The organism is Corynebacterium yudongzhengii (genome assembly GCF_003065405.1).
GTDB classification, from domain to species: Bacteria; Actinomycetota; Actinomycetes; order Mycobacteriales; family Mycobacteriaceae; genus Corynebacterium; species Corynebacterium yudongzhengii.
In genome coordinates this window covers 981,463-1,001,655 of record NZ_CP026947.1, presented here as the reverse complement: position 1 = coordinate 1,001,655, position 20,193 = coordinate 981,463, and the positions used below count along the sequence as shown (strand labels likewise).

19 protein-coding genes are annotated in these 20,193 nt (G+C 66.1%); 2 read left to right on the top strand and 17 right to left on the bottom strand.

The features are described from left to right. Positions 1 to 14: 14 nt before the first annotated feature. From C3B44_RS04600 to dapB, 5 genes are read right to left on the bottom strand one after another with little or no spacing between them, the layout of a single operon-like run. Positions 15 to 632, bottom strand: coding sequence for a TIGR03085 family metal-binding protein (locus C3B44_RS04600; RefSeq protein ID WP_108431349.1), 618 nt, complete (start codon positions 630 to 632; stop codon positions 15 to 17). 21 nt (positions 633 to 653) lie between these two features. Further along, positions 654 to 2,696 (bottom strand): ribonuclease J, encoded by a 2,043-nt coding sequence (locus tag C3B44_RS04595; RefSeq protein WP_108431348.1) that lies wholly within the window; start codon positions 2,694 to 2,696, stop codon positions 654 to 656. Positions 2,697 to 2,698: 2 nt separating this feature from the next. Beyond that, positions 2,699 to 3,607, bottom strand: coding sequence for a 4-hydroxy-tetrahydrodipicolinate synthase (gene dapA, locus C3B44_RS04590; protein WP_108431347.1), 909 nt, complete (start codon positions 3,605 to 3,607; stop codon positions 2,699 to 2,701). A gap of 55 nt (positions 3,608 to 3,662) precedes the next feature. After that, on the bottom strand, positions 3,663 to 4,421 hold the full coding sequence (gene thyX / locus C3B44_RS04585) for an FAD-dependent thymidylate synthase (protein ID WP_108431346.1): 759 nt from the start codon (positions 4,419 to 4,421) through the stop codon (positions 3,663 to 3,665). Positions 4,422 to 4,427: 6 nt separating this feature from the next. Beyond that, positions 4,428 to 5,174, bottom strand: a complete 747-nt coding sequence (dapB, locus tag C3B44_RS04580; RefSeq protein ID WP_108431345.1) for a 4-hydroxy-tetrahydrodipicolinate reductase — start codon at positions 5,172 to 5,174, stop codon at positions 4,428 to 4,430. Between the two features lie 153 nt (positions 5,175 to 5,327). Between dapB and C3B44_RS04575 the strand changes: the two genes are divergently transcribed. Beyond that, positions 5,328 to 6,041 (top strand): AMIN-like domain-containing (lipo)protein, encoded by a 714-nt coding sequence (locus tag C3B44_RS04575; RefSeq protein ID WP_108431344.1) that lies wholly within the window; start codon positions 5,328 to 5,330, stop codon positions 6,039 to 6,041. A 230-nt stretch (positions 6,042 to 6,271) separates the two neighbouring features. Here C3B44_RS04575 and C3B44_RS04570 read toward each other — a convergent pair whose 3' ends face one another. The 4 genes from C3B44_RS04570 to C3B44_RS04555 all read right to left on the bottom strand — a co-directional run bounded on the left by C3B44_RS04570 (position 6,272) and on the right by C3B44_RS04555 (position 11,125). Further along, on the bottom strand, positions 6,272 to 8,530 hold the full coding sequence (locus C3B44_RS04570) for a polyribonucleotide nucleotidyltransferase (RefSeq protein ID WP_108431343.1): 2,259 nt from the start codon (positions 8,528 to 8,530) through the stop codon (positions 6,272 to 6,274). Between the two features lie 176 nt (positions 8,531 to 8,706). Further along, a complete protein-coding gene (gene rpsO / locus C3B44_RS04565; protein ID WP_108431342.1) occupies positions 8,707 to 8,985 on the bottom strand; it encodes a 30S ribosomal protein S15 in 279 nt (92 codons plus the stop codon). A 132-nt stretch (positions 8,986 to 9,117) separates the two neighbouring features. Further along, positions 9,118 to 10,080: a nucleoside hydrolase gene (locus tag C3B44_RS04560; RefSeq protein WP_108431341.1), complete on the bottom strand. Its 963-nt coding sequence runs from the start codon at positions 10,078 to 10,080 to the stop codon at positions 9,118 to 9,120. A 55-nt stretch (positions 10,081 to 10,135) separates the two neighbouring features. Further along, complete coding sequence (locus tag C3B44_RS04555; protein WP_108431340.1) at positions 10,136 to 11,125, bottom strand: bifunctional riboflavin kinase/FAD synthetase; 990 nt, start codon at positions 11,123 to 11,125, stop codon at positions 10,136 to 10,138. A gap of 29 nt (positions 11,126 to 11,154) precedes the next feature. On the opposite strand from C3B44_RS04555, the gene truB reads away from it, so the two are divergent. After that, entirely contained in the window at positions 11,155 to 12,048 is an 894-nt protein-coding gene (truB, locus tag C3B44_RS04550; protein WP_108431339.1) for a tRNA pseudouridine(55) synthase TruB, read from the top strand. On the opposite strand, the gene C3B44_RS04545 is transcribed toward truB, so the two are convergent. From C3B44_RS04545 to C3B44_RS04510, 8 genes are all read right to left on the bottom strand, one after another. Continuing rightward, positions 12,037 to 12,699 (bottom strand): 4'-phosphopantetheinyl transferase family protein, encoded by a 663-nt coding sequence (locus C3B44_RS04545; protein ID WP_108431338.1) that lies wholly within the window; start codon positions 12,697 to 12,699, stop codon positions 12,037 to 12,039. The two genes, truB and C3B44_RS04545, sit on opposite strands and share 12 nt — an antisense overlap. Further along, positions 12,692 to 13,498, bottom strand: a complete 807-nt coding sequence (locus C3B44_RS04540; RefSeq protein WP_108431337.1) for a metallophosphoesterase family protein — start codon at positions 13,496 to 13,498, stop codon at positions 12,692 to 12,694. The genes C3B44_RS04545 and C3B44_RS04540 overlap by 8 nt, the downstream gene beginning before the upstream one ends. Next, positions 13,495 to 14,838, bottom strand: a complete 1,344-nt coding sequence (locus C3B44_RS04535; RefSeq protein ID WP_268876443.1) for an MATE family efflux transporter — start codon at positions 14,836 to 14,838, stop codon at positions 13,495 to 13,497. Before C3B44_RS04535 ends, C3B44_RS04540 begins: the two co-directional genes overlap by 4 nt. Continuing rightward, positions 14,835 to 15,794, bottom strand: a complete 960-nt coding sequence (locus C3B44_RS04530; protein WP_108431336.1) for a DHH family phosphoesterase — start codon at positions 15,792 to 15,794, stop codon at positions 14,835 to 14,837. Before C3B44_RS04530 ends, C3B44_RS04535 begins: the two co-directional genes overlap by 4 nt. Next, positions 15,794 to 16,243, bottom strand: a complete 450-nt coding sequence (gene rbfA, locus C3B44_RS04525) for a 30S ribosome-binding factor RbfA (protein WP_108431335.1) — start codon at positions 16,241 to 16,243, stop codon at positions 15,794 to 15,796. The genes C3B44_RS04530 and rbfA overlap by 1 nt, the downstream gene beginning before the upstream one ends. A 59-nt stretch (positions 16,244 to 16,302) precedes the next feature. Beyond that, positions 16,303 to 17,064 carry a metallophosphoesterase family protein gene (locus C3B44_RS04520; protein WP_108431334.1) on the bottom strand — a complete coding sequence of 254 codons (762 nt, stop codon included), beginning with the start codon at positions 17,062 to 17,064 and terminating at the stop codon, positions 16,303 to 16,305. A gap of 12 nt (positions 17,065 to 17,076) precedes the next feature. Then, the gene (infB, locus tag C3B44_RS04515) at positions 17,077 to 19,749 is read right to left on the bottom strand and encodes a translation initiation factor IF-2 (protein ID WP_108431333.1); all 2,673 of its coding nucleotides are present in this window, start codon (positions 19,747 to 19,749) and stop codon (positions 17,077 to 17,079) included. A gap of 114 nt (positions 19,750 to 19,863) precedes the next feature. Then, positions 19,864 to 20,127 carry a YlxR family protein gene (locus C3B44_RS04510; protein WP_412841958.1) on the bottom strand — a complete coding sequence of 88 codons (264 nt, stop codon included), beginning with the start codon at positions 20,125 to 20,127 and terminating at the stop codon, positions 19,864 to 19,866. Positions 20,128 to 20,193: the final 66 nt, after the last annotated feature.

The window sequence follows — 20,193 nt, the reverse complement described above, 5'->3', positions numbered from 1 at the left end:
CAGGCGGCAGATTTTTAGCGCTTCACGACGGACGCATCACCCGTCACGTCCACCTCCACCGCGTCGCGGCCATAGGCCCAGAGCAAAAGCTCGCCGGGGGCGCCGGAGACACGGATGACATCGTCGCCCTTTTCGGCGACGCCGCGCTTGCCGCCCACGACGATCGGCGGATCCTCCGGAGGGGTCAAGACCACGGGCTTGCCTGGGGCGGTGATGAACATCGAGGCCCCCGCTTTGAGGGTGCGCACGAACTGCTTTTCCACCTCGCGGCTGAACTCGCGCGGCTCGATGACGCCGTCGCCGCGGCGCACGTCCTCGTGGTGGATGAAGTGCTCGGCCGCGTTGACCCAGGTGTCGAGGAAACGCATGGGGATCAAACGCGGCGGCCCGGCGGCCCAGTCCAGCACCAGCGATTCATAGTCGCGGTCTTTCTGGGCCTGCATCGCGGCTTCTAGCCGGCTATTGAGCGGGCCGACGAACATGCCGGCGGCCGCCAGCGGCTGATGCTCGCGCACATAGAGGTGCGCAGCCAGATCGCGGGTGGCCCACCCTTCGCAGAGGGTGGGTGCATCGGGGCCTTTGTCCAGCAGCAGATCAGCGAGCCGCTGGCGTTCGGTAGCGGAGAAACTCATGCCTCCACTGTAGAGAGAACTCTAGAGAGATTCGCGGGAGCTCTCGATGTCCTCGTCCTCGATGACTTCCGCGTCGCTGCCGCCCATGGGCACGACAGTCGGCAGGATGACCGGCTCGCGCTTCCACTTGTGCTCGATCTCCTTGGACACCCGGCGGCGCAGCTGCTGCACCATGCGGTAGGTGTCGTTCTCGCCCTGGGCTGCCAGGTCGGTCATGGCGGACTCGACCAGCTCGGTGACCTCGGGGATCACGCCGCGGTCGTCGTCGGCAAAGCCCGTGGTGGACACGCGCGGGGCCTCGAGCAGGCGCCCCGAGGAGTCGTCGATGACACACGTGATCGAAATGACGCCGCCGGCGCCCAAGTTGGTGCGGTCGCTGAGCACGTCGGCGTCGACATCGCCCATGGTGACGCCGTCGACGTACAGGTTGCCGACCGGTATCTGGCCGACGACCTCCGCCTTGCCGTTGTTGAGCTCGACGACGACGCCGTTTTGCGCCAGCACCACGTTCGAGCGCTTCACGCCGGTGGAGATCGCCAGCTCCTTGTTGGCGCGCAGGTGGCGCCACTCACCGTGGACCGGCATGGCGTTCTTCGGGCGCGCCGCGTTGTAGAGGAAGAGCAGCTCGCCGCCGTAGCCGTGGCCGGAGGCGTGGATGTTGGCCTCCTTGTTGGTGATCACCTCGGCGCCGATCTGGGAGAGGTTGTTGAGCACCGAGAAGACAGCCTCCTCGTTGCCCGGGATCAGCGAGGAAGACATGATGATCGTATCGCCGTCGCGCACGGTGATCTGGCGGTGTTCGCGCCGCGACATCCGCGACAGCGCCGCCATCGGCTCACCCTGCGTGCCGGTGGTGATGAGCATGGCCTTGTGCGGGGCCATCTTGGCGACATCGTTGAGCGAGACGATCGTGCCCTTCGGCGCCTTGAGGTAGCCGAGCTTCTCCGCGATCTCCATGTTGCGGATCATCGAGCGGCCGTTGAACGCGACCTTGCGGTTGGCGGCAACGGCGGCGTTGATCGCCATCTGCACGCGCGAGACGTTCGACGCGAACGAGGAGAAGATCACCCGCTGACGGGCCTTCTGTACCAGGCGCATGAGCTCGTCTTCGATGCCGGCCTCGGAGTTCGAGATACCCGGCGTCGAGGCGTTCGTCGAGTCGACCAGAAACAGGTCGATGCCCTCATCGCCCAGGCGCGACAGCGCGGGCAGGTCGGTCGGCTTGCCGTCATAAGGCGTCTGGTCCAGCTTGATGTCGCCGGTCATGACGATGTGGTTGCCGCCGGCCTTGATGGACACGCCCAGAGCGTCCGGGATGGAGTGGCCGACGGTCCAGAAGCGGAGGCGGAACTGGCCGACCTGGATATCGGAATCCTTGTTGACCTCGTGCAGCTTCGGGCGCTGGCGGTGCTCCTTCGTCTTCGCCGCGATCAGCGCCAGGGTGAACTTCGCCGAGTAGATCGGAATGTCGTTGCGCAGCTTCAGAATCCACGGGATCGCGCCGATGTGGTCCTCGTGACCATGCGTGACGACGATACCGTCAATCTTGTCCAGCTTATTCTCGATCGGCCCGAAGTCCGGCAGGATCAGATCCACCCCCGGCTCCCCCGACGACGGGAACAGCACTCCGACATCGACGATGAGCAGACGACCGTTGAACTCGAAGACGGTCATGTTGCGGCCGATCTCGGAGATACCGCCCAGGTTGTACAGACGCACGCTGCCCTTGGCCTGCTTCGGCGGCTCCGGCAGGCGCTTGGTCAGGTCGTTGCCCTGCATGGACTTGACGACGTTACGACGGCTACCCCGGTCGTTGTTGCCACCACGACCCCGGCCGCCACGGCGACCGCGGTTACGGGAGCGGTTGTTCTTCTTGTTGCCGTTGTTGTTCCTGCCGTTGGACTTCTCGCCCTTATCAGACTTCTCGTCCTTGTCGGCCGCGTTCTTATCCGGGGCCTGGAAAACCGGAGCCGCCTCGGAGTTCGAGGCGGTCTCGATGTTGTCCGCCTCCGGCGGGCCAGCCTTGCGGGTGACTTTCCGGGAGCGGTTACGGGGTTCGTTCATACTTATAAGACTCCAGCATTGGTCAAATCTCGGCGGAGTTCCTCGACCTCCTGGTCATCGGGGCCGACGACCGGAAGACGCGGGTCTCCCACCTCGATGCCCTGCAAACGCAGGGCGGCTTTCGCCATACTGACTCCACCCAGGCGGGCCTGGGCATCTGCCAGCGGCTTCATTACAGTGGCGTTGATTTCCCGTGCGCGGGCGAGGTCGCCTTCCTCGAAGCTTGTGTGCAGCTGCCGGAGGGCCGCCGGGGCGGCATGCCCGATGACGGAGATGAAACCGGTGGCTCCAATGGACAAAAACGGAAGGTTCAGAAGGTCTTCTCCCGAGTACCAGGCCAGGCCCGTCTCCTGGATCAGCGCTGCGGACTCACCCAGATTACCCTTAGCGTCCTTCAAGGCCCGAATCGTCGGCTTCTCGGCGAGGGCGCGGATCGTATCCGAGGCGATCTCGGCACCGGAGCGGCCCGGGATGTCGTAGAGGCAGATGGGCAGTTCGGTGGCATCGGCCACGGCCTCGAAGTGGGCCTGGATACCGGCCTGGGAGGGCTTGGAGTAGTACGGCGTGACGACGAGCAACGCATCCGCCCCCGCCTCAGCCGAGGCCTGAACCATCTCGATCGTGGTCGCGGTGTTGTTCGTGCCCGCGCCGGCGATGAGCTTGACCTCGTCCCCGACTTCTTCCTTGACAGCTTTCAGAAGAGCGAGTTTTTCCGCGGTGGTCGTGGTCGGCGATTCCCCGGTCGTGCCAGCGAGAACGAGGGAGTCGACTCCCTCGTTTACGAGGTGGCGTGCCAGAGCGCGACCGGCGGTCAGGTCGACGTCGCCGTCACGACCGAAGGGGGTGACCATGGCGACGCTGACAGTTCCGAAAGCGTCCGTTCCGTTCTTCGCGGTCAAACCAGTGCTCATAGGGCCCCAGGTTACAGGCCAACTACGAGAAACGGTGCACCGGCGTGACCTTCGGCTACATTTCGGAGACCAAGGAGCTGATCGCCATCTCCGAGCCATCGGCTAACTGCTGGATCTGGAAATCCGCGAAGAGGGTGGGGGCGACGTCGCTAAGCACCCGCAAACACCGCACCGCCAGGGTGCGAATCTCCAGGTCAGCATGCTCGGTGGCGCGCACCGCGATGAAATGCCGCCAGGTGCGCAGGTTGCCGCTGACCACGACCCGTGACTCCGTCGCGTTCGGCAGGATCGCCCGCGCCGCCTGCCGGGCCTGTTTCCGACGCAACAGTGCGTTGGGTTCGTCGGCGAGCCGTTGCTCCAGGGCGTCGAGAAGCTCGTCATAGACAAACCGGGCCTCGTCGGCGGCGTTGAGCAGCAGGCGCTTGAGCTCTTCGTCCTCGGCGATAGCCTGGGGCACGACGACCTCCGCGCTCTCCGTGGGCACGAAGCGTTGCGAAAGCTGCGAGAAAGAGAAATGCCGGTGCCGCATGAGCTCGTTGGCGGCGGCGCGCGAGATGCCCCGCACATACATCGTGGCGTGCGCGTGCTCGAGCGGGCCGTGATGGCCAACCTCCATGAGATGGCGCAGGTAGGCGTCGTTCTCCGCCGTGCGCGGGTTGGGCCGGTCGAAGCTCTCGTAGCAGGCGCGGCCGGCGAACTCGACGAGCGATTCCGCATCGCTCACCCCGTCTTGCGGCTCCCAACCGGTGCCGCTCGGCGGGGTGAACTGACTATGGGCAATGAGCTGGACATCCAGCTGACGTGCGATCGCCATCGCGGTTTACAGCCCCAGGTACTTGTCCAGACCGACGGTCAGGCCCGGGTTGTCCGCGACGTTGCGGATGCCGGTGACCACACCCGGCACGAACGAGGTGCGGCCATAGGAATCCTGGCGGATGGTCAGCGACTGATCGCGGGTACCGAAGATCACATCCTCGTGCGCGACCATGCCTGTCATACGTACGGCGTGGACGTGGACGCCGTCGACATCCGCGCCGCGCGAGCCGTCGAGGGCCTGCTCGGTGGCATCGGGCATGGCGTCGAGCCCCGCTTCTCGACGGGCCTCCGCAATCCCCCGCGCCGTCTTCACGACCGTACCCGACGGGGCATCCAGCTTGTTCGGGTGGTGGTACTCGACGACCTCGGCCGAATCGAAGAACTTCGCGGCCTGGCGGGCGAACACCATCGTCAGCACGGCGGAGATGGCGAAGTTCGGGGCGATGAGCACGCCCACTTCCGGGTTCTCCTTGCACCACGCGCGGACCTGGTCATAGCGCTCGTCATCGAAACCGGTGGTGCCGACGACACAGTGGATCCCATTGCGGATGCAGAACTCGAGGTTGTCCATCACGACGTTCGGCGTGGTGAAGTCCACGATGACCTCGGCGCCGGCGTCGGTGAGCTGGGTGAGCTCGTCATCCTTATCGATCTCGGCAACCAGCTCGAGGTCCTGCTCCTCGCCGACTCCCTCGACGACAGCCGAACCAACCCGACCCTTGGCACCGATAACTCCAACCTTGATCGCCATTGCGCGGTCATCCTTTCGTAGTCTTTTGTGTTCTAAGGCCTGATGTTTTAAGGCCGCGACCCAGTGTAGGTATCTTTGCTCGCCGGTTACGATCCGGCCACGGAATCTCCGAAGTGGTATCGATCGCAGCCAGATTCACGTAAAGTTAGAATTATGAAAACTACGGCACACTGGCCCCATACGTACCGTCATGCACTGGCGCTCGCCAGCGCCGTCACCGTACCCGCACTCGCGCTGGCTGCCTGCGGCACCAACGAAACCGACACCGCCTCCACCCCGGACACCTCGACGACCACCATGACCGCCGAGGCGTCGCCGTCGGAAGACACCGAGACCACCTCGGAGGACACTTCGGCGAGTGAGTCTGAGTCCCGTAGCACCACCGAGGGCGGCGCCCCCGACGACTCGGTGGCCGCCGCATCGGTACACAACGGCACGACCGAAGACACCCACGAACCAGCCCAAGGCGATTGGGGCTTAAGCATCGCTGACGTCCGCGCCGGCGACCACGAAGGATTCGATCGCGTCGTAATCGAACTCTCCGGCAACGGCACTCCCGGCTACTTCGCCGGATACACCGACGCCCCCCGCCAGCACACCTCCGGCTACCCCGTCGACATGGCTGGCGACTCCTTCTTCGAAATCGGCGTGCAAGGCTTCGCTCCGCCCACGGAATCCGGTGTGGAAACCTGGGATGCTGGTGTGATCCCCGACGCAGGCAACCACGGCATCATCGCCGACATCTACCACGGCGGCATCTTCGAAGCCCAGGGACAGTTCCTGATCGGCGTGAAAGGCGAGCCGCGTCCCTACGCAGTGACCATCCTGGAGAACCCAGCCCGAGTCGTCATCGACTTCGCGGAGTGATTTCTGGGTTGGTTGTTGGTTGTTGCTCGGGTTTGAGTAACTACCGACGATCTTGAGGGTTCGAGGCCGAAACGGGGATTATAGTCGGTAGTTACTTCAAAATCAGGGTGGATCCGGCCGAAACGCCCCCCAAGATTCAAGTAACTACCGACAACAAACCCAAACCGAGCCCCACCGTCGGCAGTTACTCAAAAGACCCGAGCGGCAAACCCACGGACTGACCAACCGGCCTAGTCCTCGATCGGGACGAGGGAGATCTTGCCGCGGTTGTCGATGTCGGCGATCTCGACCTGGATCTTGTCGCCGACGTTGACCACGTCTTCGACCTTCTCGATGCGCTCGTCGCCACCGAGGTTGGAGATGTGGACGAGGCCGTCCTTGCCCGGGGTGATGGAGACGAAGGCGCCGAAGGCAACCGTCTTCACCACGGTGCCGAGGTAACGCTCCCCTACCTTCGGCTGCTGCGGGTTGGCGATCGCGTTGATGCGCTCGACGGCCTGGTCGGCGGCCTTGCCGTTGGTGGCGGAGACGTAGACGGTGCCGTCGTCCTCGATGGAGACGTCGGCGCCGGTCTCTTCCGTGATCGAGTTGATGTTCTTGCCCTTCGGCCCGATGACCTCGCCGATCTTGCCCACGGGGACCTTGACGGTGGTGATCTTCGGGGCGAGTTCGCTCATCTCGTCGGGGCCTTCGATGACCTCGGCGATGGTGTCGAGGATCGCCAGGCGAGCATCCTTGGCCTGCTCGAGCGCGCTCGCGAGCACCTCGGAGGGGATGCCGTCGAGCTTGGTGTCCAGCTGGAGGGCGGTGATGAAGTCCTCGGTGCCGGCGACCTTGAAGTCCATGTCGCCGAAGGCGTCCTCGGCGCCCAGGATGTCGGTCAGGGTGACGAAGCGCTCCTTGCCGTCGACCTCGCCGGACACGAGGCCCATCGCGATGCCAGCGACCGGCGCGTGCAGCGGCACGCCCGCGTTGTAGAGCGACATCGTCGAGGCGCACACCGAGCCCATGGAGGTCGAGCCGTTGGAGCCCAGGGCCTCGGAGACCTGGCGGATGGTGTACGGGAAGTCCTCCCGGCTGGGCAGCACGGGCACGATGGCGCGCTCGGCGAGTGCGCCGTGGCCGATCTCGCGGCGCTTCGGCGAGCCGACGCGACCGGTCTCGCCGGTGGAGTACGGCGGGAAGTTGTAATGGTGGATGTAGCGCTTGGAGGTCTCGGGGGTCAGCGCGTCGATCTGCTGCTCCATCTTGAGCATGTCGAGGGTGGTCACGCCGAGGATCTGGGTCTCGCCGCGCTCGAAGAGCGACGAGCCGTGGGCGCGGGGAACGAGGTCGAGCTCGACGCCCAGGTCGCGGATGTCGGTGACCCCGCGGCCGTCGATACGAAAGCCGTCGGTGAGGATCTTGTCGCGCACGATCTGCTTCATCAGCGCGTTGAACGCGGCGCGGATTTCCTTGCCGACGGTCACCTCGTCGTCCGAGTCGAAGCTGTCGATGAGGTCGTTTTCGATCTCGACCATGTAGACGTTGGTGGCGTCCTCGCGCTCGGCCTTGGACTCGATGGTCATGAGCTTGCTGAGCTTCTTCGTCGCCTTCTTCTCGACGGCCGCGTACACCTCGTCCGTGTACGGCGGGAAGAGGACGAACTCCTGCTCGTCACGCGCGGTGCGCTCGGCCAGGCCGATCTGCGCCTCGCAGAGCGTGCGGATGAAAGGCTTGGCGGCCTCGAGGCCCTCGGCGACGACGGACTCGGTCGGTGCGGGGGCGCCGTCGGCGATGCGGGCGACGGTGTCAGCACCCGCGCCGGCCTCGACCATCATGACGGCGACGTCGCTGAATTTCTTGCGGCCCTTCTTCTTTTCCACGATGCGCCCGGCGACGACCATCTCGAAGACGGCACGCTCGCGCTGCAGCTGGTTCGGGAAGGCGACCCACTGGCCCTTCTTGTGCTTCTTGTCGGCTATCAGGGCGACGCGCACACCGCCGACCGGGCCGGAGACCGGCAGGCCGGACAGCTGGGTGGCCGCGGAGGCGCCGTTGATGGCCACAACGTCGTAGTAGTCCTCCGGCACCTGGCTCATCACGGTGATCACGCACTGGACCTCGTTGCGCAGACCCTTGGCGAAGGTGGGGCGCAGCGGGCGGTCGATGAGGCGGGCGGCGAGGATCGCGTTTGTCGACGGGCGTCCCTCACGCCGGAAGAACGAACCCGGGATGCGGCCGGCAGCGTACATGCGCTCTTCGACGTCCACGGTCAGCGGGAAGAAGTCGATGCCTTCGCGGGGGTTGTTCGAGGCGGTGGTGGTGGCGAGAAGCATGTTCTCGTCATCCAGGTAGGTGGTCACGGATCCGCCGGCCTGGCGGGCGAGCTGGCCGGTTTCGAAGCGGATGGTGCGGGTGCCGAAGTCACCGTTGTCGATGGTGGCTACGGCCTCGGTGATGCCGAATTCCTCGTCCTCGAAGAATTCCACAGCGGGATTGCTGCTCATAGGTGTGCTCGTCACTCCTCGTAACTGGGCTTTCGGGGGCGATCGTCGGTGCCGCCCCGGTTCGGTTGGTCGTTTGCTTTAGACTCCGCGGCTAACGGTATCACTGACCTGCCCCAATACGCAGAAAGCCCCGCTCATCGGCGATGCGGCGAGCGGGGATGAAAAAAGCCCGGTGCTTATCGACGCAGGCCCAGGCGCCCAATCAGGTCGCGGTAGCGGTCGATGTTGGTCTCGGCCAGGTAGTTGAGCAGGCCACGGCGGCGGCCGACGAGCAGCAGCAGGCCACGGCGGGAGTGGTGGTCGTGCTGGTGGAACTTCAGGTGCTCGGTGAGGTTCGAGATACGGTCGGTCAGAAGGGCGACCTGTGCCTCGGGCGAGCCGGTGTCGGTCTCGTGCAGGCCGTACTCTTTGAGAATTTCCTTCTTGCGCTCGGTGCTCTGTGCTCCAGCGGACATGGGTACTCCTTGGTTGTTTCAGTCCACATGAAAGTGCACCGGGTTGATACCCGGTGGGCGCAACTGCTGTGGACCGCAGTCGCTTTCACAAACCTCGCGCTAGCCTACCGTCTCTTCCCGGGGGTACCCAAATTAGGCCTGCGGGGTCTGGGCGGCGAGGTTGGTGAGACGGCGCATGAACTCCTCCAAGAAGCGCTCGGTGTCGACGCCGAGGGCGACGTGGGCGGTCTTGGTCTTGTCGTTCAGGCGGGTCTCGTCACCGATGACGCGGCCGCGCAGCTCGCCTTCGAGGTCGACCTTGAGGTTGGTGTCGAAGAGCTCGACCAGCGAGGGGTCGACGGCGACGCCGACGGCCAGCGGGTCGTGCAGGCCGCAGCCGCCGAGGTGCGGGGCGGTGGTGTCGTAGGCCTTGATGTAGTAGTCGGTGGCATCGGCGAGGAAGTTTCCGCCGGTGGTGCCGAGTTCGCGCCACTTCTTCGTCTCTTCGTAGGTCAGAAGCGTCTGCAGGGTGACATCGAGGCCGATCATGGTGACGTCCTGGGCCTTGGCGAACAGGGTGTTCGTGGCCTCGGGGTCCTGGTTGACGTTGGCCTCGGCCACCGGGGAGACGTTACCGGGGACGGTGAGCCCGCCGGCCATCATGACGATGTGGGCGTTCTCGGCGAAGCTCGGGTCCTTCTCGATGGCAGCGGCGATGGTGGTCGACGGCCCGGTCGGGCAGATGATCAGATCGTCGCCGTGGGTGCGCACCGACTCGATGAGGAAGTCGACGGCGGAGGTGTCCTGGACCTGCGCGGTGGGCTCGGGCAGCTCGGCCTCGCCGACGCCGTTTTTACCGTGGATGAACTCGGAGATCTCCAGCACCTCGAAGCCCTCCTTGGTGGAGGCGTGCGGCACGCCGGCGAAGACCGGGATGTCCGGGCGGCCGAACAGCTCGAGGATCGCCAGCGAGTTGCGCACGCCGGTCTCCACCAGCACGTTGCCGTAGGTGCCGGTCACGCCGATGAGCTCGAGCTCCTCGGAGCCTAAGGCGTAGGCGAGGGCGAGGGCGTCGTCGATACCAGTATCCAGATCGAGGATGATCTTCTTAGTCACGCTGCTCCTTTTCTCTACAAGTGAAAGTGGGTGTAAAAGATCCCGGACGCAAAGTCTAGCGCCCCAGCGGCGTAGGGCGCGGGGCGTCGATAAGAATCTCGCGGGTGCGCTGGACGTCGCGGGCCATGTTCTCCAGCAGTTCCTCGACGGAGTGGAACTTCACCATGTCGCGGATCTTCTCCACGAAATACACCGTGGCGATATGGCCGTAGAGGTCGGCGTGGCGGTCCATGATGAAGGACTCGACGCTGCGGCGATCGTCGCCGAAAGTCGGGTTCGTGCCGACGGAGATCGCCGCCGGGTATGCCAGGCCGGGCTCCATGTCGCCGTCGATGTAGTCGTCGCCCTCGATAACGAACCAGCCGGCGTAGACCCCGTCGCCGGGTACGGCGACGGTATCCGGGAAGTACTGGTTCGCGGTAGGATAGCCCAGCTCCGCGCCGCCGCGGCCGGAGCCGTGGACGACCTCGCCGGTCAGGGAGTAGGCGCGCCCGAGCGCCCAGGCGGCGCGGCCGACCTCGCCGGCGTCGAGATGCTCGCGGATATTCGTCGAGCAGATGCGCTCGTCTTCGTCATGCAGCAGTTCGACGACGCTGACTCCCACGTCGTACTTCTCGCCGAGCTCCACCATGGTCTGGGAGGTGCCGCGGCCCATGTCGCCGAAGGTGAAGTTCTCCCCCACCACCACGTGCTGCGCGCCTAAGGTGTCGATGAGCAGCGTCCGGAAATAGTCTTCCGGGCTCAAACCGGCGAGCTCGCGGTTGAAGTCGATGACGAGCACAGCGTCGATGCCGAGTTCCGCGCACATCAGCTGACGCTGCGCCGCGGTGGTTAAAAGCGGCGGGTTGTTGCCGGGCGTGAAGATCTCCTTAGGGTGCGGGTCGAAGGTGACCAAGACGCTGGGCAGCTTCTTCTCGCGGGCGAGGGAGACGGCCGTGTTGATCAGCCGCTGGTGCCCGCGGTGCACCCCGTCGAATACGCCGATGGAGACCACGGAGGCGTCGAGCTCTGCGTGGACATCGTCGAGACCATGCCAAATAATCACTGCCCCAGACTACGACATACAATCCGATCATGACCGATTCGCTCACGGACTCGGGGCTTATTGTCGTCGATAAGCCGGCCGGAATGACCTCTCACGACGTCGTCGGCCGCCTGCGCCGCATCATGGGCACCCGCAAAGTCGGCCACGCCGGAACGCTCGACCCGATGGCGACCGGGGTGTTAGTGGCGGGTATTAACCGGGGCACGAAGTTCTTAACCCACCTCGTGGCCTCCACGAAGGCTTATGCCGCCACCATCTGCCTCGGCGCGGCGACCACCACCGACGACGCCGAGGGCGACGTCCTCTCCACGGGTGATACCACGGGAATCACCGACGCGGCGATCGCCCGCGAGGTCAGTGGGCTCACCGGCACCATCATGCAGAAACCGGCGGCGGTCTCGGCGATCAAGATCGACGGCAAGCGCGCCTATGAGCGCGTGCGCGCCGGCGAAAACGTCGAGATCCCCGCCCGTGAGGTCGAGATCACCCGCTTCGATATCCACGCGCTCCGGCGCACACCGGAGGGCATCGATGTCGACGTCTCGGTCGCGTGCTCGTCGGGAACCTACATCCGCTCGCTCGCGCGCGATCTCGGCGAGGCCCTGGGCGTGGGTGGGCATCTCACGGCGCTGCGGCGCACGGAGGTCGGCCCGTTCACACTGGCCGACGCGAGCAGCCTCGACGAGCTCCAGGACTCCCCCGCGCTGAGCCTCAGCCTCGACGCGGCGCTGATACGCAGCTACCCCACCTGCCCCATCACCGACGAGGAGGCGAAGAAACTCTCCATGGGCCAGTGGCTCGAGCCACGCGGGCTCACCGGCACCCATGCGGCGGTGGCACCGGATGGCCGGGCGATCGCGCTCATCCGGGAGAAGGGCCGCAGGCTGTCAACGGTGTTCGTCGCTAGGCCCTCAACGCTGTAGCTTCTCGACGACCGCCGCCGTCACGACATACCCGCGGCTGATCCGCCAGCGCCCCTCGATGAGGGGTACGGGGGTGGGGCGCACGAGGAGGTAGGCGATGAAGGTGCCGTCGTCACGCAGGGCGATCTCGGCGCCGTCGAAGTCCAACCACCGGTACGTCAGCGGGTACCAGGCCTTGTAGACGGCCTCCTTGGCGCAAAACAGCAGCCGATCGGCGCACGCGATGCCGCGGTCGGCGAGCTCGCTCAGCTGCGGGCGCTCGCTGGGCCGGGCAATGGAATCGAGCACGTGATCGGGCAGGCCCTGGGCGGGTTCGGCGTCCATGCCGAGCGAGGCGATCTCGTTGGTGTGCGCCACCGCCGCGGCCCGGAAGCCTTCCGTGTGCGTGAGGGAGCCGGTCACGCCCGTCGGCCACAGCGGCATGCCCCGCTCGCCGCGCAGAATAGGCCCCTTCTCGACGCCGAGCAGGCCCAAAGCCTGGTGCGCGCACCAGCGGGCGTCGCCGAACTCGGCGCGGCGGGCGTCGACGGCGCGGTGCACGATCGTGCGCTCCAGCGGGTGAAGGTGCTCGAAGTTGGTGAGATCCGCGCTCCCGGCGCTGGTGATGAGGTAGCAGGAGCGGACCTGGGTAGGTAAGACGTCGTCAAGCATCCTCGTCCTCCCGCCGCATCACCGGGTAGGGCCAGGGCTCGGGGGTTTTCCTCCGCTCCCATTCGCGCGGGTAGCCGAGGGAGACCTCGCGGTGTGGGATGTTCTTGACGACGGTCTCGCCGGGCATGTGCAGGTGGCCGAAGATGACCTGTTGGGCCTGGTAACGCTCCGGCCAGGTGCGGGTATGCCTAGTGCCGCACCACAGGGCGATCTCGGCGAAAGCCATCTTATGGACGGGTTCTTGCACCAGCGGCCAGTGGTTGATGAGGATCGTCGGGCCGGTGATGCGCGACATGCGCTTGACCGTGTAGGCAAGCCGGTCCCAGCACCAGGCGCGGATATCGACGAACGGGGCGATCGCGAACTCGTCGGTCATGACCAGCGAACGCTCATGGGCTTGCTCGATGGCCTGCTCGACGGTCATGCCCGGGCCGCGAAAGGAGTAGTCATAGAGGGTAAACAGCGGGCAGATGGTCACGCCGTCGAAAACCGGGTAAGGATCCTCCGGGGTGTCGACGCCGAGCGCCCGACAGCCTTCCACCAGTTCGGTGTACTTAGCGCGGCCGGTATAGCGATCGGCGGAGCGGGAGAACAGCTCGTGGTTGCCCGGCACCCAGATCACGCGGGCGAAGCGGCGCTTGAGGTCACCGAGCACGCGCAGGACGAGCTCGGTGCGTTCGGCGACGTCGCCGGCGACGATGAGCCAGTCCTTCGGGTGCTGCGGGGTGATACGTCCCAGCTGCTGGCGGTTCTTGGCGACGGCGGCGTGTAAGTCAGCTACCGCCCACAGCGTGCTCACTTCTCGTTCACTCCTTTTTCGCCGACGATGGCCCAGCGCATCGACTCGAACCTCCAGGCTACGCCGACCAAGCGGATGGCGATGAAGAATAAAAGGCCCAGCCAGATGCCGGCGAGCCCGCCGTCGACCACATAGGAGATCCAGATGCCGGGCAAAAAGCCTAACAGGACGGCGCCGATGGAGATGGTGCGCAAGAAGGCGGCGTCGCCGGCGCCGAGCAGCGCGCCGTCAAGGGCGAAGACCACCCCGCCGAGCAGGATCATGACGATGAAGATCCACCACGGCACGCGCATGGCCTCCAGCACGAGCTCGTCGGTGGTGAAGATCCGCGGGATGATCCCGGCGCCGAGGGCGAAGATTATGGCGAGGCCGGCGGCGAAGATCACCGAGTAGACGGTCACGCGACGCCCGATGCTCCGGGCGATCTCGCGCGAGCCCTTGCCGAGCGCGGCGCCGGTGAGCGACTGCGCGGCGATCGCCAGAGAGTCGAGCACGAGGGTGAGGAAGTTCCACAGCTGCAGCATGACCTGGTGCGCGCCGAGGGCGCCGGTGCCGAAGCGGGCGGCGACGGCAGCCGCTGATAAGAACGCGACCTGGAAGGACAACGAGCGCAGGATGAGATCGCGGCCCAACACCAGCTGCTTGCCGATCACCTTGGGCCGCGGCCGGTAGTCACCGGTGTGCTCGCGGGCCAGGCAGATGAGAAAGAGCACGGAGCTGATCCCCATGCCGAGCACGTTCGCCATCGCGGAGCCCACCAGCCCGTAGCGTTGGACGAGAACGACGATGGCAATCGCTCCCGGGATGACCCCGGCGAGCACGAAATACAGCGGCCGGCGGGTGTCCTGGATGCCTCGCATCCAGCCGTTGCCGGCCATGATGATCAGTGTCAAGGGGATCGCGAAGGCGGAGATACGCAGCCAGTGGGTGGTCTCGGCGGCGACGGTCGGATCCCCGGCGAGAAACAGTGCGATCTGCTCGCCGAAGACCCACACGAGCGTGGCCAGCACCAGCCCGACGCCTAGGGCCAGCCAAGTGGCCTGGACTCCCTCCGCGACGGCGCGTTGGCGGTGGCCGGCGCCATAGAGCCGGGAGCTGCGCGCGGTGGTGCCATAGGACAAAAAGGTCAGCTGCGTGGTGAGCGCGGACTGCACTGCCGCGCCGGCGGCTAAGGCGGCGAGCTCGAGGGCGCCGAGGCGGCCGACCACGGCGGTATCCAGCAGCAAATACAGCGGCATGGCCGCGAGCACGCCGAGCGCCGGAAGGGCAAGCGAGAAGATCTTCCGCGCGGTGACCTGCTGGGCAGCCTCCTCCGGCGTCGTATCCTCTCTCTGTGTCACGGAGTTTCCCCCAACACGTCCAGAAACTCCGAGACGATCTTCTCGCGGGTGCCGAACGTGGTATACCCCGCGGCCGGGACGTGGCCTCCCCCGCCCTGACGGACCGCGATCTGGGAGACGTCGAGGCTGGAGGAGCGCAGCGAGACCGCCCAGCGGCCCGGCACCTGCTCCTTGAATACCGCACCGATGTCGGTGCCCTCGAGGGCGCGCACGAAGTCGATGAGCGCCTCGACTGCGGCATGCGAGTGCCCGCTGATGGTCTCTACGTCGGCGATGAGGATCGCCGCGCGGTGGTTGCCGGTCTCGCGGACCTGCAGGCCGGACAGCACCCGGCCGATCATCTGGACGTCGGCCGTCGAGGTGGCATCGAGAAGATCCACGGCGATCTGGCGGGTATCCAGGCCGTGTTCCATCAGTTCGGCGGCCAACTCGTGCATGCGCGGACTGCCCCAGCGGAAGCTGCCGGTATCCGTCATCAGCCCGGCATAGAGGGCATGCGCCATCGGTTTATCCAGCCTGACCCCGAGCAGTTCGATGAGATCGCGCAGGATCACCGTGGTCGACTCGGTGTGGTCGATGAGGTTGGTGGAGCCAAAGCCGGTGTTGGAGGCGTGGTGGTCGATGACCAGAAGGTCGTCGAGACGCGAGTGCAGATAGCCCGAGATGGCGCCGGTGCGATCGAGCGAACCGCAGTCGACGGTGACGATGAGGTCCTGGTCGGTGGGCAGCTCGTGGGCCTCGCGTACCCTATCTGCGCCGGGGATGGTCAAAAAGGTGCGCGGCACCGGGTGGTTTTGGCCCACGTGCATCGTGACCTTCTTGCCGATTAGCTCGAGCGCGCGGCCCAGAGCGACCGTGGAACCGATGGCGTCGGCGTCCGGGCGCAGGTGGGTGACGATGCTGATGTAGTCGGCCTCCTCCAGCAGCTCGGCGCATGCCTGGTAGGAACCGATCACTACTCGTGCTCCTCGCTTCCCGGTACCCGGTAAGGGTTGGCATCGCCGGCCGGCTGGGCGTTCTCGCGCTGGCGGGCGAGCTCCTCGTCGCGCTGGCGGGCGCGGGCGAGCAGGTCCTCCATGTGGGCGGAGGTCTCCGGGATGGTGTCGAGCTCGAAGGAGAGCGTCGGGGTGAAGCGCACCCCGAGGTTGTCGCCGACGGTCTTGCGCAGGAAGCCCCGGTGGCGGTGGAGGGCCTCGGCGGCGGCGTCGGTATCCGGCTCGTCGTCGATGTTGATTCCGCGCACGGTATAGTACACGGTCGCGTCGTGCAAGTCACCGGTAACGCGGGTGTCGGTGACGGTGATCGTCTCCAGGCGCCGGTCCTTGTGGTGGAGGCGCTCGAGCGTGGATGCGACGATGGTCTGGATGCGCTTGGCCATGCGGCCCGCGCGGGCGTGATCCGCCATCTTTCAAACCCCCTGAAATCGTCTGGGATGTCAGCTGTAATCTCCCCGATCCTACCCCGTCAGCGCTCGAGCAACGGCACCGGCCACGGGCGTGACCCGTGGTGGGTTTCGAAGGGATAGCCCAGAGAGACGTCGATGTGAGGGATGCCGTCCACGCGCTGTTCCGCTGGCGCGTGGAGGTGGCCGTGGATCACGCACCGGGCCCGGTAGCGCAGCGGAAAATCCCGGGTGGCGCGGGTGCCGCACCACAGCGCCAGATCGGGATGCCTCAGCCGGGCGGTCGGTTCTTCGACCAAGGGCCAGTGGTTGATAAGGATGGTCGGAGCGTTCAGCGCCTCGAGGCGGCGGCGGGAGTAGTCGACGCGCTCGGCGCACCAGGAGCGGATATCCACGTAGGGGGCGATGGCGATCTCATCGTCCATTGCCATCCGGGCGGTCTCTACGGTCAGTGCCGCGGGCCCGAAGGAGTAATCATAAAGCGTAAACAGCGGGCAGATTATCACCCCGGCGAAGACGGGAAATTCATCTTCCGGGGTGATAATCCCGAGCGCGCGCAGCTCCCCGACCAGCGCCCGGTAGCGGGCCTTGCCGTTGATTCGATCGCTGCGTCGATTGAACAGCTCGTGGTTGCCGGGGACCCAAATGACTTTCGCGAAGCGCTCGCTTAAGCCCTTGAGGGCGGCGACGACGTCGGGAATCTTCTCGGCGACGTCGCCGGCGACGATGAGCCAGTCTTGTGGGCCCGCAAGCCGGGCGACCCGCTCGCGGTTGGCCGCGAAGGTGACGTGTAAGTCACTGACCGCCCACAGAGTGCTGGCCATCTTTTCCCCGGGCTAGTCGCGCGGGACCTCGACCATCTCGTAGGCCTGGATCTGGTCGCCGACCTGGAAGTCCTGGTAGCTCAGGACCATACCGCACTCGTAGCCGGCGGAGATCTCGTTGACGTCGTCCTTCTCGTGACGCAGCGAGTTGACCGAGACATCGCTGGCCAAAACGCTACCGTCGCGGACGACGCGCACCTTGGCGTTGCGCTTCATCTTGCCCTCGGTGACCATGCAGCCGGCGATGTTGCCGACGGCCGAGGCCTTGAAGATCGCGCGGATCTCGGCGGCACCCAGATCGTGTTCCTTGTAGATCGGCTTGAGCATGCCCTTGAGCGCGGACTCGACCTCTTCCAGGGCCTTGTAGATGACCGTGTAGTAACGGATATCCACGCCCTCGGCGTTGGCCTCCTCGGTGGCCTTGCCCTCGGAGCGGACATTGAAGGCGATGATCACCGCGTCCGAGGCGGCGGCCAGCGAGACGTTGGTCTGCGTAACCGCACCGACGCCGCGGTCGATGATGTTCAGCTCGACTTCGTCGTCCACCTCGATCTTGAGCAGCGACTCTTCCAGCGCCTCGACGGAGCCGGCGTTGTCGCCCTTGAGGATGAGGTTGAGCGTCGAGGTCTCCTTGAGCACCGAATCCAGGTCCTCGAGGGAGACGCGCTTCTTGCGACGCGCCTGCTCCGCGGAGCGCTTGCGGGCATCACGCTGGTTGGCGATCTGCCGGGCGACGCGGTCGTCCTCAACCACCAGCAGGTTGTCACCCGCACCGGGCACGCCGGACAGGCCCTGGACCTGGACCGGCTTGGACGGGCCGGCCTCCTCGACGTCCTCGCCCCACTCGTCGATCATGCGGCGCACACGGCCGTGGGCGGAGCCGACGACGATGGGATCGCCCACGTGCAGGGTGCCGCGCTGGACGATGACGGTGGCCACGGGGCCGCGGCCGCGGTCGAGGTGCGACTCAATCGCCACGCCCTGGGCGTCCATGTCCGGGTTGGCCTGCAGCTCAAGGGCCGCGTCCGCGGTGAGGACAACGGATTCGAGCAGCGCGTCGATGCCGTCGCCCTGCTTGGCGGAGACGTCGACGAACATGGTGTCGCCGCCGTACTCCTCCGGCACGAGGTCGTACTCGGTGAGCTGGCCACGGATCTTGTCCGGCTGGGCCTCCGGCTTATCCACCTTGTTCACCGCGACGACGATCGGGATGTCCGCCGCCTTAGCGTGGTTGATCGCCTCGACGGTCTGCGGCATGACGCCGTCGTCGGCCGCGACGACCAGGATCGCCAGGTCGGTGGACTTGGCACCGCGGGCACGCATCGCGGTGAACGCCTCGTGGCCCGGGGTATCCAGGAACGTGATCTTGCGATCGACGCCCTCGATCTTCAGCGGCACCTGGTAGGCGCCGATGCCCTGGGTGATGCCGCCGGCCTCGCCCTTACCGACGTTCGTCTTGCGGATCGAGTCCAAAAGGCGGGTCTTACCGTGGTCGACGTGACCCATGACGGTGACCACCGGCGGGCGCTGGGCGAGATCTTCCTCGTCGCCCTCGTCCGCACCGAACTGCAGGTCGAAGGACTCGAGCAGCTCGCGATCCTCGTCCTCCGGGGAGACGACCTCGACGGTGTAGTTGATCTCGGCGCCGAGCAGCTGGAGGGTCTCCTCCGGCACCGAGGCGGTCGCGGTGACCATCTCGCCCAGGTTGAATAGCGCCTGGACGAGGGAGGCCGGGTCGGCGCCGATCTTCTCGGCGAAGTCAGCCAGCGAGGCACCGCGGCGCAGGCGGATGGTCTTGCCCTTGCCGTCCGGCAGGCGCACACCGCCGACCTCGTGCTGCTGCATCTCCTCGTACTCGTGGCGCTTCTGCCGCTTCGACTTGCGGCCCTTGCGCGGAGCGCCACCCGGGCGCCCGAAAGCACCCGCGGTACCGCCGCGCCGACCGCCGCGGCCGAAACCGCCACCGCGGCCCGGACCACGCCCGCGGCCGCCGCCGGAGCGGCCCCCGCGGGAGCCGGCCTGCTTGGCCGGCATCTGTCCCGGCGACGGAGACGAAGGCATCATGTTCGGCGACGGACGACGTCCGCCGCTGTTGCGCTCGCCAGACTCCTGGCGCTTGTCCTGCTTGCCGCCCTTATTCTGGCCCGGCTTGCCGCCCGGCTTCGGGCGTCCACCCGGACGCGGCGCCGGACGCTCGCTGGAGCCACCCGAAGAGAACGGGTTGTTGGCGACACGCTTCTTGCCGCCCGGCTTCGGCATCGGGCGCGGCATCGGCCGCGGGGCGCTCTTGTTTTCGCCGGCCTCGGCACCAGGCTTCGGGCCCGGCTTCGCACCGGGCTTGGGCGCCGGCTTACCCGGCTTCGGCTTCTCCGCACCCGGCTTGGGTGCCGGCTTACCCGGCTTCGGGGCTCCCGGCTTGGGGCCGGGCTTGGGCGCGCCCGGCTTCGGCTTGGCACCGGGCTTCGGGGTGGGCTTGGCGCCACCCTTGGCTGCCCCCGCCCGGGGATCCTCGGCGGGTTTCTCGTCGGCGGCGTAGTGCGCGCGCATCTTGCGAATCACGGGGGATTCGATCGTCGACGAGGCAGTCTTAACGAACTCACCCTGCTCCTTGAGCGTGGCGAGTAGTTCCTTACTGGTTACGCCGAGCTCCTTGGCGAGCTCGTGAACGCGTAGCTTTCCGGGCACGTGTCTCCTCTGTGTTCGGCCAGAGGTCGTGCTCCGAAAAGCGGTAGCAGACCTCTAGCGGTGTGTTGTGACTTTCATCGCTGATGCTTCATCATCGTTGATCGCTCATCAGTGCTAGGTCGTCCTTACAATCTCGGGTCCGTCTGCAATATCTGCGAGGTGGTTGCGTACATGACCAGTGTTCACGTTGCCTTTCACACGGAAGGCACGCGCGAACGCGTGCCGCTTCTCAGCCAGGTCTAAGGCCTCGAGGCTCGGCGTGATCCACGCCCCGCGGCCGGGTTTCCGACGCCGCGGGTCCGCGATCACCGCGTTCGCCTCAGCGTCGTACACAACACGCAAAAGCTCACTGTCACGCAGGCGCTTGCGGGTAGCCACGCAGGTCCTTATCGGAGCCGTGGGCGAATCCGTCAAGTGCTCTCCTTCGTGGCGCAAACTAGCGTG